We start from the raw sequence: 15,212 nt of genomic DNA on the forward strand, positions 1-15,212 counted from the left end.
CCGGCGCGTCACCGGCAGGGCCGGCCACGCCGCAGTGGGGCGGCGGCGGGCCACTACACTGCCCGCATGGCAAAGCCCCAGGAGAAGGTCTCGTTCGGCCAGCGGCTGAAGCAGATCGGGATGGTGTTCTCGTTCACCGCCAAGCGCGACAAGTGGTTCGCGCCGCTCGCCGCGGCCGCGGTGCTGATCCCGATCGCGCTCAGCGTCGTCGCGGTCGTCTTCTGGGGGTGGATGTGGTTGCCGATCGGCATCCTGCTCGCGCTCCTGGCCCTGCTGATCGTGCTCAACCTGCGCTCCAACAAGGCGATGCTGAACGCCGCCGAGGGGCAGCCGGGCGCGGCCGCCTCCATCCTGGAGAGCATGCGCGGCGACTGGCGGATCACACCCGCGGTCAGCTCGACCACCCAGATGGACATGGTGCACCTGGTGATCGGACGCCCCGGCGTGATCCTGCTCGCCGAGGGGAACCCGCAGCGGGTGCGTGGCCTGCTCGGGCAGGAGAAGCGCCGGCTGGCGAAGGTGATCGGCAGCGCCCCGCTCCACGACTATTTCATCGGCCAGGGCGAGAACGAGCTTCCGATCCGCAAGCTGCGGATGACCCTGATGCGGCTGCCCCGCACCCTCAGCGGTAAGGACGTCAACGCGCTCGACAAGCGGCTGAAGGCGTTGACCGCGCGGCCGCAGATGCCCAAGGGCGCGATCCCGAAGAACATGCGGCCGTCGAAGGGCGCCTTCCGGCAGACCCGCGGCCGGTAACGGCGCGCCGGCGCTCGGCCGGGCACCGCGTCAGGCCGCGCCAACGCGCGGCCGGTAGCGCGTCAGGACCGCGCCGACGAGGCGGGGACGATCACCGAACCGACGACGCGGTCGTGCAGGCCGCGGCGCCGCCCGTCCATCAGCAGCGCCGGGATCACCAGGCAGAGCAGGACGCCGCGGAGCATCGCGCGGATCACGCCGATGCGGCTCCCGTCGCCGTACGAGACGCACCGGATCTTCGCCACCCACATGCCGGGGGTCTGCGCGAAGAGTCCGATGAAGAAGGCGTACTCGGCGATCAGCACCACCACGGGTGGCCAACCGTCCGCGGACGGGTTGCCGATCAGGCCGGAGAAGAGCACGCAGAGCGCCCAGTCGACGAGGAGCGCGGCGAACCGCCGGGCAAGGCTCGGAGGGGGTGCGGCCCCGTTCGCCGGCTCGGGGGGAGCGCCCGCCGGGGACGAAATCGACTCGATGTCAGCTTCCTGTCTTGCCACGAGGAGTCAGGCTATCCGCCTATCCTGGGCGGGCCCCCACCGGGCGACCGGCCACTATCACGCTCCGCGAGTGACGTAACACGGCAGAAACAGAAGAGACATGCCGGGGCAATGGCACGGCCATAGCGTCGCCACCAGCCTAGCTAACCGTGGACGTGCCAGGAGGACCTGTGTTCGCCAATCCCGAGGAACTACTTCGCTACCTCAAGAACGAGGACGTGAAGTTCGTCGACGTACGCTTCTGTGACCTGCCCGGCGTGATGCAGCACTTCAACCTGCCGGTCGAGTCGTTCGACGAGAGTGTCTTCACCGACGGCCTCGCCTTCGACGGATCGTCGATCCGCGGCTTCCAGGCGATCCACGAGTCGGACATGCTGCTGCTGCCGGACGTCGCCACCGCCTTCATCGACCCGTTCCGGGCGCAGAAGACGCTGGCGCTCAACTTCTTCATCCACGATCCGTTCACCCGCGAGGCCTACTCCCGGGACCCGCGCAACGTGGCGAAGAAGGCCGAGGCCTACCTGGCGGCGAGCGGCATCGCCGACACCGCGTACTTCGGCGCCGAGGCGGAGTTCTACATCTTCGACTCGATCCGCCACGAGACCTCCGCGCACCAGGCCTTCTACTACATCGACTCGATCGAGGGCGCCTGGAACAGCGGCCGTCAGGAAGACGGTGGCAACCGCGGCTACAAGACGGCGTACAAGGGCGGGTATTTCCCGGTGCCGCCGGTGGACCACCTCGCCGACCTGCGGGACAGCATCGTGCGACGGCTCCTCGACGCCGGCTTCACGGTGGAGCGCTCGCACCACGAGGTGGGCACGGCCGGCCAGTCCGAGATCAACTACAAGTTCTCGACGCTGCTGCACGCCGGCGACCAGCTGCAGCTCTTCAAGTACCTCGTGAAGAACGAGGTGTGGGCGGGCGGCAAGACCGCGACCTTCATGCCCAAGCCGCTCTTCGGCGACAACGGCTCCGGCATGCACACCCACCAGAGCCTCTGGCTGAACGGCGAGCCGCTCTTCTACGACGAGACCGGTTACGCCGGCCTCTCCGACATGGCCCGCTGGTACATCGGCGGCCTGCTGCACCACGCCCCGTCGCTGCTCGCCTTCACCAACCCGACGATCAACTCGTACCGGCGGCTGGTGCCGGGCTTCGAGGCGCCGGTCAACCTGGTCTACTCGCAGCGCAACCGCTCCGCCTGCACCCGCATCCCGGTGACCGGCAGCAACGCCAAGGCCAAGCGCGTCGAGTTCCGGGTGCCCGACCCGTCGAGCAACCCCTACCTGGCCTTCTCGGCGATGATGATGGCGGGCCTCGACGGCATCAAGAGCAAGATCGAGCCGCCGGAGCCGATCGACAAGGACCTCTACGACCTGCCGCCCGAGGAGTGGGGCAGCGTCAAGCAGGTGCCCGGATCGCTGCCGGAGGTGCTCGACGCGCTCGAGGCCAACCACGACTACCTGCTCGAGGGTGGCGTCTTCACGCCGGACCTGATCTCGACGTGGATCGAGTGGAAGCGCACCAACGAGGTCGACCCGGTCCGCCTGCGGCCGACCCCGCACGAGTTCGCGATGTACTACGACTGCTGAGGCAGATCAAGGGGCTGACCTGGACCAACAGGATCGCCACTGATCTTGGGTACAGGTTGGGTACAACCTCACGGACGGCGGTCATGCCCGGCTCACAGCCGGCGTGGCCGCCGTTTCGTGTTGACCGAGCGCGCCGTCAATGAGCAACCGGGTCCGGTCGAGCACGTCCGGCCACTCGTGCACATAGGTGTTGAGCGTGACGGTCGGCGTGCTGTGCCCAAGCGAGAGTTGAACCGTCTTCACCGACGCGCCCGCGTGGATCAGCACCGTCGCGTAGTAGTGCCGGAGTCCGTGTATCCCCCACCGCGCCGGCAGGCCGACCCCTTCCCGAGCGGTCGCCCTGCCCTACCTGCGGTCACTGGCGCTGACCCTCGGCTCCTTGGCACAGGGGGAATGGCTGCTCCAGGTCCCCACCCTCCGCTACCTCGCGCGGCTTGCGGTTGGGCTACAGCATGCGGAGAAGTCCGTACGTCGCGGCGAAGTCCGTGTCGGCACGTGGTGGCATCCGTTGCAGCAGCTGGTGAGCCTCGCGGTTGCGGCGCTCGGTGCCGAGGCCGACGCCAACGCGTTCAAGTGTCGGATGATGAACGAACGGTACGAACGCATCAACAGGCAGCAGCGACTCACTGACCAGCAGCTCCCGCAGCTGGGGCGCAGCCGCGAGGCCCTGGAGGGATGCCGGGTGCCGAAGGTGGCGCATGGCCGTGCAGTCGGCGCGTAGCAGCGCGGTGCAGGAGCCGAAGTCCGGAAGCCGATCCAGAGTGAGCGCGTCCAACCACAGCCATTGCAGTGCGGGCAGGCGTATCACGGCGTCGAGGTCAGTGAGTTTGCGAACCGCGCGAAGCGCGAGGTAGCGGAGGGTGGGGACCTGGAGCAGCCATTCCCCCTGCGCCAAGGAGCCGAGGGTCAGCGCCAGTGACCGCAGGTAGGGCAGGGCGATCACCGGGAGAAGTTGGTCGACCGGGAGCCGCCACAACGCTAATCCCTGCAGGCCGGGGTTGGCGTGAAGCAGCTCTGGCAGGCCGCGTCGGTGCGCGACGATCCGCAGCTGACGAAGGTCATGGAACGCGGCGACCGGGCTGAGGTTGAGAGGCTTGCGGGTCTCGCCGATATCAAGAAACTCGACGTCGGCGCTCAGTTGGTGCAACGGCGCCAAGTCCGTGAGGTTGCGTAGGTGGGCGACGCTGAAGCGACGGAGGTGCGGGAACCAGCGCAGGAACCGCAGCGTGGCGAGGTCCTCATCGAAGCCGTACGCGCGCAGAGTGACCGTCGGATGGTCCGCCAAGAGCGCAGCGAGCGACCTGTAGTCAGCCTCGGTGAGCGGCTGCTCGAACTGAACAACCGCAGCGTCACCGAGCCCGACGTGAAGCTGGCGCACGTCGACCGGGCTGGATACTTCCACGATTCGGCTCATCACCCGCGATCTTCCCGCCAGAGCCGTTAACACGCCAGCGTCGTGACATGGCGTCACCGTCGGTCCCTGCATCCCCGGCGCTGCCACGCCCGGTGTAACCCATCAACTGAAGTCACCGTGTCACGCATCAACTGGAGTACGACACGGCCCGCAATCTCGTCCGGTGAGAACTTTCCATACGTCTTCAAGGCGGCCCTGCGGGCCGCACGCGGGGCCACTTTCGCCGGCCGTCCGCGCCTTGCCGCTTCGCTCCCGGCGCGGCCCGGCGGTGGCCACCGCGAGACCGGCGGACACGCCGAAGCCCCGACCATCCTCATCTGAGATGACCGGGGCTGACGCGAATCAACGATCTAAGGCGGGGACACCCATACCCGGGGGCATCGCCTGCTACGGCTACCCTGGCGCCGTGACGGCCATGGACGTGTCTTGGGCAGTGATGATTGCGCTGGTCGTTGGCGGCAGTGGCGCTGTGATCGTGCTCGCCGGTGTTGTTTTTGTCCGCAGTCGACGCACCGAAACTGCCAGGTTGTTCGGTCGAGTGGTGCACCGTCCTCGGCTCTGGGCGTCGGCTGCCGCCTGCTGTGGTGCTGCCGGACTTCTCTTCGAGGCACGGGAGATCATGCCCCGGAGCTGGCAGGAATCGACCCATAACCTCCTTGGTGTGCTGATGCTGGCCTTCATTGTCCTGCTCTCTGCCCACCTTGTGAGCCAGTGGAGCGCCCAGCGTCGCCAGCACCGATAGGCCACAAGCCAGGCCGTGACGCACGCTGACGGACTGCCGGCTCTTCCGCGTTGACGCCAAGCGGCACGCTTCGGGAACCTGCCTCCGGCGGGTAGGGCCTCCGGCCCTACGACCCGGGGATCGCCTCCGGCGGCCGGGGCTACTCGCCCCGGACCCTCGGCGACTCTGGGATGCCCCGGCCGGGACTGGGGACCCGTCGCACACCGGAGGCCACCAGACCGCGCCGACCTGGTCCAGGTCGTTCGTCCAGTGGGGCGCTCCACCTGGACCAGGTCGGCGCGGCCCGGCAGGGCGGAGCCTGCGCGACGGGATGCACCACCGGCCCTCTTCCGAACCATTCGCACACGGCACCACCACCCCATGATCATTAGGTACACGAGGGGTACAGATGCCGTCCGGAAACACTGGACAACGATGAAAGTTGATATACGACGTACGACCTGCTCAGCGGCTTGATCGAAACCGCTCTCCCAGGTCAGCGGCGATGGGCAGTTAGTTCGCGATGTACTACGACTGCTGACGCGACAACGACAGGGCCGGTCCGCACGCGCGGGCCGGCCCTGTCCGTTTCCATCCGTCAGGTAACGAGACGGGCGGCGAGTTCGCGGACCACGTCGACGAAGAGATCGATGTCCGCCTCGGTGGTACGCCAGTTGACGATCGCCGGGCGTAGCGCGACGCGGCCCCCGTACACGGTGGTGCCGGCGAAGACCCGCCCGTCGTTGAGGAGCGCCTCCCCCAGCCGCCGGTTGAACTCGTCGAGCGCCGCCTCCGGCATCCCGGCCGGCCGCGCCCGGAAGCACACGATGCAGAGCGGGACCTCGGCCAGCCGCTCCAACTCCGCGGCGGCATCCACGAGACCCGCGAGCCGCTGCGCGAGATCGAGGTGGCGTTCCATCATCGCCCGGTGCCCGTCGCGCCCGTACGCGGCGAGCGTCGCCCAGATCGGCAGTGACCGGGCGCGCCGCGACGACTCCGGGCCGAGCAGCGCGTACCCGCCGCGCGGGCTGTCCGCGCTCGGCAGGTAGGGGGCACCGGGCATGCCGAAGGTCGCCCCGAGCCGTCCGGGCTCCTTCAGGAACGCGAACCCGCTCTCGTACGGCACGTTGAGCCACTTGTGCGCGTCGCATCCGATCGAGTCCGCCCGCTCGATTCCGCGGACGAGATGCGCGGTCCGTGGGGACACCGCCGCGAAGAGTCCGAACGCCCCGTCGACGTGCAGCCAGGCGCCGTGCCGCTCGGCGATGTCGGCGAGCGCGTCCACCGGGTCGAAATCGCCGGCATTGACCTCGCCGGCGTTGGCGATCACGACCGCTGGCGCGCCCAACTCTCCGAGCCGGCGGTCGAGCGCGTTGAGGTCGACCCGACCGACGGCGTCGCGGGCGAAGACCTCGACGCTGTTGCGGCCGTGCCCGAGCATCTGCAGGGCCTTGCGGGCGCTGGCGTGCACGTAGCCGCCGGAGAGCACGGGCATGCGGGGCAGGCCGGCGAGCCCGTCGGCGGTGGTGTCGACGCCGTGCCGCTCCCCCCACCAGTGCGTGGCGCAGGCGAGCGAGGTGAAGTTGGCGAAGGTCGCGCTGGCGACCAGCGCCCCGCCGTAGGACTCGGGCAGACCGACGAGTTCGCGCAGCCATCGCAGGGCCACGCTCTCGGTCTCGGTCGCGAGGGCGGAGGAGGCGCGGAAGCCGGCGTTCTGATCGAGCGTGGAGGCGGTCCAGTCGGCGGCGAGCGCGGCCGGGGTGACGCCACCGATGACGAAATGGAAAAAGCGCGGGCCGGCGGAGTGGGTGGCCGCGGCCGTACCGACGCGGAGCAGCCGGTCCACGACGGCGTCCGCGCCGTCGCCCTTTTCGGGCAGCGGCGCCGCCCCGCCGAGGTCGGCCAGCAGGGGCTCGGTGGCCGGATCGTGAACCGGCCGATCGGCGAGGGAGTCGAGGTAGGGGCCGGCCGCCTCGTAGACGCGACGCAGCGCGGGCTCGGTGGCGTGCCGGTCGAGCAACGGATCGGTCATCGGCTGTCCCCTCTGATGCGGCCGGCGGTGACGTGAAGACGGAGCGTCTTCACCCTCGCATCGACCGGGGCGCGGGGCGGACAGCCAATCGGGCAGCGGTGGTCCGCCGCGGTCAGCGGGCGGCGGACCCGGCGCGCTCGGCCTCGCGGGCGCGCCGGTGCGCCCGCGCCCACCGCAGGCCCCGGTAGGCGATCACCACGGTCAGGATGGCCATGAAGAGGGTGCCCTGGAACTTGGTGAACCGGGCGAGGTTGTTGCCGTCGGGCAGGGTGAGGAAGCAGGCGACGGCGACCGGGACGACGAACCATCGGATGCGCTCGGTGGTGGCGGCCAGCACGGCGAGCGGCCACGTGGCGTACCAGGGGTGGAAGACCGGCGCCAGGGCGACCGTTGCGGCCAGCGCCAGCCCGGCGCCGAAGAGCGGGTTGCGGTGCCGGGCCCGCCACCAGAGCACGACCAGGACGACGGCCAGGACGACGAGGCCGAGCGCCCGGGTCACCGGCACGGCGTGGTAGCGCAGGCCGAAGGGGCGCCCGAGGTATTCGATGAAGATGCCGAGCGCCGTGGGGGGCGACGTCCACTGCACCGAGTCGCCGCTGTGGCTGAGCCCGGCGACCCAGCCCAGCCCGAGCCCGGAGGCGAGCGTGGAGCCCAGCAATGCGGCGACCACCCCGGCGGCGACCCACGCGCCGTGCCGCAGCAGCGCGGGCAGCCGGTACGGGCCGGGGATCGCGGCCAGCGCGGCGAACGGCACGACGACCACCGCCGTGATCTTGACGGCGATGGCGAGCCCGAGCAGGACACCGCCGGCGAGCAGCACCCCGGCGTGCCCGGGTCGGGCCGCGACGACCAGCAGCCCGGCGACGAGCAGCCCGACCATGAGGGCGTCGTTGTGCGCGCCGGAGACCAGGTGCACCGCCACGAGCGGGCAGGCCAGCGCCAGCCAGAGCGCCCGGCCGGGCTGCACGCCGCAACGGCGGGCCAGCGCCGGCACGCAGAGCGCCATGAGGACGACCCCGATGAGCGTGAGCGCCCGCAGCAGCGCGATGCTGCCCCACAGTGTGCCGCCGAGCGCGACCGCGGCCCCGGCGAGCAGCACGAAGACCGGCCCGTACGGCGCGGGCGTGTCCCGCCACATCGGGGTGACCGTCGACAGCCATGGGCAGCCGAGTTCGGCCACCCCGTGCGTGTACGGGTCGCCGCCGGCGTCGTAGACGGCGCCCTGGCAGGCGTACGAGTAGACGTCGCGGCTGCCCAGCGGCGGCGCGACGAGCAGCGGCAGCAGCCAGAGTCCGACCGTGACGTAGATCCAGCGGATGGGCGGGTCGGCGTAGCGGGCCGACCACCAGGCCCAGACGAGCAGGCTCGTGCCGAGCAGCCAGGTCAGCATCACCCATCCGCCGTTGCCGTGCTGCGCCAGCGCGACCGGGTTGGCGTTGCGGGGCAGCGGCGGCAGCGCGCCGCCGAGGTAGGCGGCGACGGCCAGCAACACCGCGCCGGCGAATCCGAGGTAACGGATGACGGCATACCGGGGCGTACCAGGCATATGTGTCACCGTACCTTTCCGCAACGGGGCCCCGGCCACAGTCGACCGGAGAGCACATGCCGGCCGGGACGGGTCACCCGGACGGTGGTCCAGCCCTGCGCGGCGGGGGCGAGACACGCGCCTGCCCCGTCGACGGCCAACCAGCGCGACCAGCGCACCCGCACCAGGACATCCCCCGGTCGGTCCGCCGTGAACGTCACCCCGCCCGCGTCGACCTCGACGAGCCGCCCCGGCGACCCCACGACCGGCGTCGGATCGACCACCGCGTAGAGCCGCCACCGGGGGTCATGCCACACCTCCCGCAGGTAGGGCAGGCCGCCCCCGATCAGCTCCGCCTCACGCCGCCCGACCCACGACGGCCGCGCCGCGGCGACCGCGACATAGGCCACCCCGTTCCCGTGCAACCAGGTGGCGTACGAGCGGGCGTCCAGCGTGCCGTCGAAGAAGAGTCCGTTGCGGGCGAGGTCGAGCTGGCGCAGCCAGCCGCGCGCCAGCGGCGCGACCTGCGGCACGTACGCCGCCTCCCAGTAGTTGGCGGTCGGCACCACCTCGACCCGGCCGGCCGGCCGGCGCGCCAACTCGTCCAGGAGCGGCTGGAAATAGCCACGCGCGGCGGTCGGATCGCCCGCCGCAGCCAGGTCGGTACGGGAGACCGGCGGCTGCCAGACCGCCACCAGCAGCAGGACCGCGGCCAGCAGCGCCGCGCGACGGCGGGCGCCCGCCAGCCGCGTCGGCAGCCGGCCGTACGCGGCGAGCAGCGGAAGCGCGAACATCGCGGCGAGCCGGGTGGCGTTGAGCCCGACCGGGGTGTGCAGCGCGAACGCCGCCGCCACACCGAGGGCGGAGAGCAGCGCGCCGACCCGCACCGGCCGGCGCGGCACCAGCAGCGCCACGGCGAGGCTGACCGTGCCGGCGCGCAGCGCGTCGAGGGCGCTGATGTTCATCCAGCCGCCGTCGCCGAAGAGCAGCGCCATCACGGCCAGCGGCACGGCCGCGCCGGCCGCGACGGCGGCGCCGCCCCGCCACCGGGACCGGTCGGAGAGCGCCAGCGCCACGCCGGCCAGCCCGGTGAAGAGGCCCGCGACCGGGCTCGCCGCGGCGGCCAGCGCCGCGGCCGCGACGGCTCCGGGTCCACGCAGCCACGGCCGGGCGCTGGTCAAGGCGAGCAGGGCGAGCAGCCCGAAGGCCACCCCGACGGCGTACGTGACCCGGCCCGACACCAGGTTGCCGACGACGCAGACCGCGCCGAGCACCCCGCCGAGCAGCGGACGCCGGGCCCCCGTGCGCAGGAAGAGCAGAACGAGCGCGACGGCCGACACGACGGCGGCGAGCGCCCCGGTGACGCGGGGTCCCAGCAGGCTCATCATCGGCGGACTGATCAGGCTGTAGCCGTACGGCGAGACGCCCCCGTACCAGCCGAAGTCGAGCGGCGCGAAGCCGTACCGGTCGAAGAAGCCGGCGCGGGCGACCTGCGCGGAAAGATCGGTGCCCATCGGGGGCGCGAGCAGGAACGCCACGGCCAGGGCGACGGCCACCGCCACCGTGCCGGCGACGACCAGCCGCGGCGACCGACGGTCAGGCATCGAGGACGCGCTCGACGGCGGCGCGCGAACGCCGCGTGGTGCGCAGGTATTCGTCGAGGAACTCCCCGGGGTCGGCGCCGCCGAGTAGCCGCACCACACCGGCCAGGTCCACCCCGTGCCGCGGCAGCTGGTCGGTGGCCCGGCCGCGGACCAGCATCAGCGCGTTGCGGACCTGGGCGGCGAGGGTCCACCCGGCGGCCATCGCGGCGGCGTCGGCGGGATCGACCAGCCCGGCGTCGCGCGCCGCGACCAGCGCGTCGAGGGTACGGGTGCCACGCAGCGCCTCGATCGTCCCGGCGTGCCGGAGCTGCAGGAGCTGCACGGCCCACTCGACGTCAGCGAGCCCGCCCCGGCCGAGCTTCGTGTGGGTGGTCGGGTCGGCGCCGCGGGGCAGCCGCTCGTTCTCCACCCGTGCCTTGATCCGCCGGATCTCGGTGACCTGCTCGCGGGTCAGTCCCCGATCGGGATAGCGGACCCGGTCGGCGGCCGCGAGGAACTCCTCGCCGAGGGCGGCGTCGCCGCACACGAAGCGGGCCCGGAGCAGTGCCTGCGCCTCCCAGACCTTCGACCAGCGCGCGTAGTACTGGGCGTACGCCGCGAGGCTGCGCACCAGCGGCCCCTGCCGTCCTTCCGGACGCAGGTCGGCGTCGACGCCGAGCGGCGGGTCGGGAGCGGGCATGCCGAGCAGGCGGCGCAGCTCCTCGGCGACGGCATGGGCTGCCGTGCTCGCGGCGTCCTCGGCGACTCCCGGCGGCGGGTCGTAGACGAAGAGCACGTCGGCGTCGGAGGGGTAACTCATCTCGTACCCGCCGAGGCGGCCCATCCCGATCACCGCGAAACGCAGCCCCGGCATCGGCGGCTGTGCCGCGCAGGCGACCCGCAGCGCGGCGGCGAGCGTCGCGTCGGCGAGGTCGGAGAGGGCGGTGCCGACGGCGGTGATGTCGACCGGCTGCGCGGGCGCGAGCGAGCTGGCCCGGCTGAGCACGTCGGCGCAGGCGAGCCGGAGCAGTTCCCGGCGGCGCAGGGCGCGCACGGCGCCGATCGCCTGCGCCGGACCGGGCCGGGCGCCGCCGGTGGTGTCGAGGTGGCGGGTCGCGGCCGCCGCGAACCCGGCGAGCAGCACATCGGTGCCGCGCGGGGTGAGCTCGGCGTCGTCGGCGAGGAGGCGCAGCGCCTCCGGTTCACGGGCCAGCAGGTCGGTGACGTAGCGGGATCCGACCAGCACCCGGGCGAGGCGCGCGGCCACCGGCCCCTCGTCGCGCAGCAGTCGCAGGTACCAGGGGGTGCCGCCGAGCTTGTCGGAGACCTGCCGGTAGCTGAGCAGGCCGCGGTCCGGCTCCGGCGCGTCCGCGAACTCCTGCAGCAGGACGGGGAGGAGTGTGCGCTGGATGGCCGCCGTGCGCGACAGCCCGCCGGTCAGCGCCTCCAGGTGGCGCAGCGCCCCGGCCGGGTCGGCGAAGCCGAGGATCTCCAGCCGGTGCCGGGCCGCCTGCGGCGTCATCCGCAGCGACTCGGCGGGCACCCGGGCCACCGCCTCCAGCAGCGGCCGGTAGAGCAGCTTGGCGTGCAGCCGGCGTACCTCGGTCGCGTGGCTGACCCACTCGGCGCGGAACGCTTCGACGGCGTCCCGCCCAGGGGTCGCCGTGTAGCCCAACGCGTGGGCGAGCCACCGCAGTCCGCCCGGATCGGCCGGCACGGTGTGGGTGCGGCGCAGCCCCTGCAGTTGCAGCCGGTGCTCGACGAGGCGCAGGAAACAGTAGCCGCCGAGCAGGGCCTCTCCGTCGGCCCGGCCGACGTAACCTCCGGCGACCAGGGCGCGCAGCGCCGGCAGGGTGCCCGGCACCCGCAGCGACTCGTCGATCCGGCCGTGCACGAGTTGCAGCAACTGCACGGCGAACTCGATGTCACGCAGCCCGCCGGGCCCGCGCTTGATCTCCCGTTCCAGCTCGCGCGGCGGAATGTTGTCGATGATCTTGCGGCGCATGGCGCGGACGTCCTCGACCGCCTCCGGCCGCTCCGCCGCCGACCAGACCAGCGGCGCGAGCCGGTCGATCCACTCCTGCGCCAGCGCGGCGTCGCCGGCGGCGGGACGGGCCTTGAGCAGTGCCTGGAACTCCCAGGTACGGGCCCAGCGCTGGTAGTAGGCGAGGTGGCTGGCGAGGGTGCGTACCAGCGCCCCGCTGCTCCCCTCCGGCCGCAGGGCCGCGTCGACCGGCCAGGCCACCAGCCCGCAGATGTGGATCAGCCGGGTAGCGACGCTGGTCGCCGGCGCGAGGTCGTCGTCCTCGGCGGCCACGAAGATCACGTCGACGTCGGAGACGTAGTTGAGCTCGCCGCCCCCGCACTTGCCCATCGCCACCACGGCGAGGCGCGGCTCGGCCGTGCCGGCGGGAAGTTCACCGACGGCGATCGCGTACGCCGCGGCCAGGGTGGCGTCCGCGAGCGCGGAGAGCGCGCCCATCGTCTGTTCCAGGTTGCGACCGCCGGTCAGGTCGGCCGCGGCGATCCGCAACAGCGCCAGCCGGTACGCCCGGCGCAGCGCGGCGATCTCCGCGTTTGCCTCTGCCGCCCGCGGCTCCCGGACAAGCGTCCCGTCGGCCTCGGGCGCCGTCCCGTCCGCCCGGGTGGCGAGCGCCGCCCACTGGTCCGGGTTGGCGACCAGATGATCACCGAGCGCCGACGAGGCGCCGAGTACGGCGATCAGCCGCCGCCGCAGGCCGGCGTCGGCGCACAGGGCGATCATCAGCACGGATCCGTCCACGCCCGCGCGGCGTTCCGCCTCGACGAGCCGGTGCAGCTGGCGCAGCGCCAGGTCGGGGTCGGCCGCCCGGGACAGCGTGGTCAGCACCTCGACCGCGCACCCGTCCACCGGCTCCCGCGTCTCGATGTTCCACAGGCCGAGCCCGTCGGGACCGAGCATCTCCGCGGTGCGCGCCCCGTTGGCGATGTCGAAGCCGTACCGGGCGAGCCGGGCGGACGATCCCGTCGGTCTGGTCATCGCCGCGCTACTGCCCCAGCAGCGGCAGCGTGCGACGCGGCTCACCCTCGAGCTCGCCCAGCGCCAGCGCGGCGAACCGGGCGGTGAAGGGCTGCCACACCTCTTCCACGTCGGCGAGCACCGCGCCGCAGGCGGCCACCACGTCCTCGGGGTCGTAGCCGAGTTCGGCCAGCACCGTCGAGTCCGCCGCCCAGCCCGCGATCATGTCCGAGTCGCACTCGATGTGGAACTGCAGGCCCCAGGCCCGGTCGCCGAGGCGGAACGCCTGGTGCGGGTAGCGGGTCGAGGCGGCGAGCAGCACCGCGTTGTGCGGCAGCTCGGTGATCTCGTCGACGTGCCACTGCAGGACGTCCGGCAGGAGCGGCACCCACTTGAACAGCGGGTCGGTGTCGGCCGCGTCGCGCTTGGCGACGAGCCCCGGTCCGATCTCCGGGCCGGACGGACTCCGCTCCACCGTGCCGGCGTGCGCGGTGGCGAGCAACTGCGCGCCGAGGCAGACGGCGAGCGTCGGCACGCGGTGCCGGACGGCCTTGCGGAGCAGCCCTTCCAGCGCCGGGAACCAGGACGCCCCCGGCGTCCCGTCGGCCGCCGGATAGGCCTGCTGCTCGCCGCCGAGCACCACCAGCGCCACGTAGCCGTCGAGATTTTCCGGCAGGGCGTCGCCGGCGTGCGGCCGCAGCACCTCCAGCCGCAGCCCCGCCTCGGTCAACCACTCCCCCAACAGGCGGGGGTCGTCGGTCGGGTCGTTCTCGATCACCAGCGCGGTACCCACGCGTCGAGGCTATCGGTCCCCCGGCGCCGCACCGCGCACCGGTACGCCCGCGTGCCCCATGCGTCACAGCGCGAGGCCCTAGTCTTCTCACCTGTGACCGACGATCAGGCCGTCCGACCACCCGCCCTGCGCCCCGGCGACGCCGTCGCGCTGGTCTCCCCCTCCGGCCCGACCCGGCCGGAACGGGTCGCCCGCGGCATCGAACTCCTCACCGGCTGGGGGCTGCGACCGGTGCTCGCCGGCAATGCGTACGCCCGGCAGGGCTACCTCGCCGGCGCCGACGAGCTACGCGCGGCCGACCTCAACGCCGCCTTCGCCGACCCGGAGATCCGCGGCGTGCTCTGCACCCGTGGCGGGTACGGCGCGCAGCGCGTGGTGGACGCGATCGACATGGCGGCGGTGCGGCGGGACCCGAAGGTCGTCGCCGGCTTCTCCGACATCACCGCGCTGCAGTTCGCGCTCTGGCGCGGCGCCCGGCTCGCCACCGTGCACGGCCCGGGCGTGGCGTGGCTCGACGAGCGGACACCCCCGGCGTCGGCCGAGTCGCTGCGCGCCGCGTTGATGAGCGACGCCCCGGTGACGGTGCGGCGCGTGGAGACCGAGGAGACGGCGTCGGTCGTGCTGCCCGGCACGGCGACCGGTCCGCTGATCGGCGGCAACCTCTGCTTGATCGTCTCCTCGATCGGCACGCCCGACATGCCGGACCTCACCGGCGCGATCCTGCTGATCGAGGAGGTCGAGGAACCTCCGTACAAAGTGGACCGGATGCTGACCCACCTGCGCCGGTCCGGCGCGCTGCGCGGCGTCGCCGGGGTGGCGATCGGCCAGTTCACCCGGTGCGCCGACGAATGGCCCGTCGACGTGACCGATGTGCTCACCGAGGGGCTCGCGGATCTCGGGGTACCGGTGCTCGGCGGTCTGCCGATCGGACACGGCGTCGGCCAGTTGACCGTGCCGCTCGGCGTCCCCGCGACCCTCGACGCCACCGCCGGCACCCTCACCATCACCCCCGCCGTCCGCTAACCCACCCCCACCCCCACCCCCACCCGCGCCCCACCCCACCCCACCCGCCCCCGCGCCACCCCCCGCCCCGTCGATCAAGGACGAATTCACGCTGTTGGATCTTCAATCGTGTGAATATGTCCTTGATCGACGTGAACGTCCTTGATCGACGCAGCAGGACGTGTCTCATATGCCCGGCATTGGCCGCGATTCTCAGCGTCGTCTCAGGCTGGCCACGGCTCGGGCTCAGCTCGACGGACCACACTCGGCCACGTCATCTGCACCATTACGACAAC

11 protein-coding genes and 1 pseudogene are annotated in these 15,212 nt (G+C 72.3%); 4 read left to right on the forward strand and 8 right to left on the reverse strand.

What is annotated here, in order from left to right:
- Positions 1-66 precede the first annotated feature (66 nt).
- Complete coding sequence (locus AB0J06_RS19505) at positions 67-756, forward strand: DUF4191 domain-containing protein (RefSeq protein ID WP_357430343.1); 690 nt, start codon at positions 67-69, stop codon at positions 754-756.
- 62 nt (positions 757-818) lie between these two features.
- Here AB0J06_RS19505 and AB0J06_RS19510 read toward each other — a convergent pair whose 3' ends face one another.
- Positions 819-1,223 carry an RDD family protein gene (locus AB0J06_RS19510; protein ID WP_357430385.1) on the reverse strand — a complete coding sequence of 135 codons (405 nt, stop codon included), beginning with the start codon at positions 1,221-1,223 and terminating at the stop codon, positions 819-821.
- 200 nt (positions 1,224-1,423) lie between these two features.
- Between AB0J06_RS19510 and glnA the strand changes: the two genes are divergently transcribed.
- On the forward strand, positions 1,424-2,848 hold the full coding sequence (glnA, locus tag AB0J06_RS19515; RefSeq protein WP_357430344.1) for a type I glutamate--ammonia ligase: 1,425 nt from the start codon (positions 1,424-1,426) through the stop codon (positions 2,846-2,848).
- 81 nt (positions 2,849-2,929) lie between these two features.
- Here glnA and AB0J06_RS19520 read toward each other — a convergent pair.
- Together AB0J06_RS19520 and AB0J06_RS19525 are read right to left on the reverse strand one after the other, a co-directional pair.
- Positions 2,930-3,169: pseudogene (locus AB0J06_RS19520) on the reverse strand (tyrosine-type recombinase/integrase); the annotation flags it as partial.
- 124 nt (positions 3,170-3,293) lie between these two features.
- Positions 3,294-4,262 carry a hypothetical protein gene (locus AB0J06_RS19525; RefSeq protein ID WP_357430345.1) on the reverse strand — a complete coding sequence of 323 codons (969 nt, stop codon included), beginning with the start codon at positions 4,260-4,262 and terminating at the stop codon, positions 3,294-3,296.
- A 406-nt stretch (positions 4,263-4,668) separates the two neighbouring features.
- Here AB0J06_RS19525 and AB0J06_RS19530 point away from each other — a divergent pair, with 406 nt between their 5' ends.
- Entirely contained in the window at positions 4,669-5,004 is a 336-nt protein-coding gene (locus tag AB0J06_RS19530) for a hypothetical protein (RefSeq protein ID WP_357430346.1), read from the forward strand.
- Positions 5,005-5,581: 577 nt separating this feature from the next.
- Here AB0J06_RS19530 and AB0J06_RS19535 read toward each other — a convergent pair.
- From AB0J06_RS19535 to AB0J06_RS19555, 5 genes are all read right to left on the reverse strand, one after another.
- On the reverse strand, positions 5,582-7,015 hold the full coding sequence (locus AB0J06_RS19535; protein WP_357430347.1) for a pyridoxal-dependent decarboxylase: 1,434 nt from the start codon (positions 7,013-7,015) through the stop codon (positions 5,582-5,584).
- Positions 7,016-7,127: 112 nt separating this feature from the next.
- On the reverse strand, positions 7,128-8,561 hold the full coding sequence (gene mptB / locus AB0J06_RS19540; RefSeq protein ID WP_357430348.1) for a polyprenol phosphomannose-dependent alpha 1,6 mannosyltransferase MptB: 1,434 nt from the start codon (positions 8,559-8,561) through the stop codon (positions 7,128-7,130).
- A gap of 5 nt (positions 8,562-8,566) precedes the next feature.
- Positions 8,567-10,144 carry a hypothetical protein gene (locus AB0J06_RS19545; RefSeq protein WP_357430349.1) on the reverse strand — a complete coding sequence of 526 codons (1,578 nt, stop codon included), beginning with the start codon at positions 10,142-10,144 and terminating at the stop codon, positions 8,567-8,569.
- Positions 10,137-13,142 (reverse strand): bifunctional [glutamine synthetase] adenylyltransferase/[glutamine synthetase]-adenylyl-L-tyrosine phosphorylase, encoded by a 3,006-nt coding sequence (locus tag AB0J06_RS19550; RefSeq protein ID WP_357430350.1) that lies wholly within the window; start codon positions 13,140-13,142, stop codon positions 10,137-10,139. Before AB0J06_RS19550 ends, AB0J06_RS19545 begins: the two co-directional genes overlap by 8 nt.
- A gap of 7 nt (positions 13,143-13,149) precedes the next feature.
- Positions 13,150-13,914, reverse strand: coding sequence for a type 1 glutamine amidotransferase (locus AB0J06_RS19555; protein WP_357430351.1), 765 nt, complete (start codon positions 13,912-13,914; stop codon positions 13,150-13,152).
- A gap of 93 nt (positions 13,915-14,007) precedes the next feature.
- Here AB0J06_RS19555 and AB0J06_RS19560 point away from each other — a divergent pair, with 93 nt between their 5' ends.
- On the forward strand, positions 14,008-14,937 hold the full coding sequence (locus AB0J06_RS19560) for an LD-carboxypeptidase (RefSeq protein ID WP_357430352.1): 930 nt from the start codon (positions 14,008-14,010) through the stop codon (positions 14,935-14,937).
- Positions 14,938-15,212: the final 275 nt, after the last annotated feature.

The sequence above is a fragment of the Micromonospora sp. NPDC049679 genome, from assembly GCF_040659735.1.
In the GTDB taxonomy this organism is placed as follows: Bacteria; Actinomycetota; Actinomycetes; order Mycobacteriales; family Micromonosporaceae; genus Micromonospora_I.

Bases quoted from the DNA above. Each gene is read 5' to 3' on its own strand.
- AB0J06_RS19545 (WP_357430349.1), bottom strand. From the start codon at position 10,144: ATGCCTGACCGTCGGTCGCCGCGGCTGGTCGTCGCCGGCACGGTGGCG.
- mptB (WP_357430348.1), bottom strand. From the start codon at position 8,561: ATGCCTGGTACGCCCCGGTATGCCGTCATCCGTTACCTCGGATTCGCC.
- AB0J06_RS19525 (WP_357430345.1), bottom strand. From the start codon at position 4,262: ATGAGCCGAATCGTGGAAGTATCCAGCCCGGTCGACGTGCGCCAGCTT.
- AB0J06_RS19535 (WP_357430347.1), bottom strand. From the start codon at position 7,015: ATGACCGATCCGTTGCTCGACCGGCACGCCACCGAGCCCGCGCTGCGT.
- AB0J06_RS19505 (WP_357430343.1), top strand. From the start codon at position 67: ATGGCAAAGCCCCAGGAGAAGGTCTCGTTCGGCCAGCGGCTGAAGCAG.
- AB0J06_RS19550 (WP_357430350.1), bottom strand. From the start codon at position 13,142: ATGACCAGACCGACGGGATCGTCCGCCCGGCTCGCCCGGTACGGCTTC.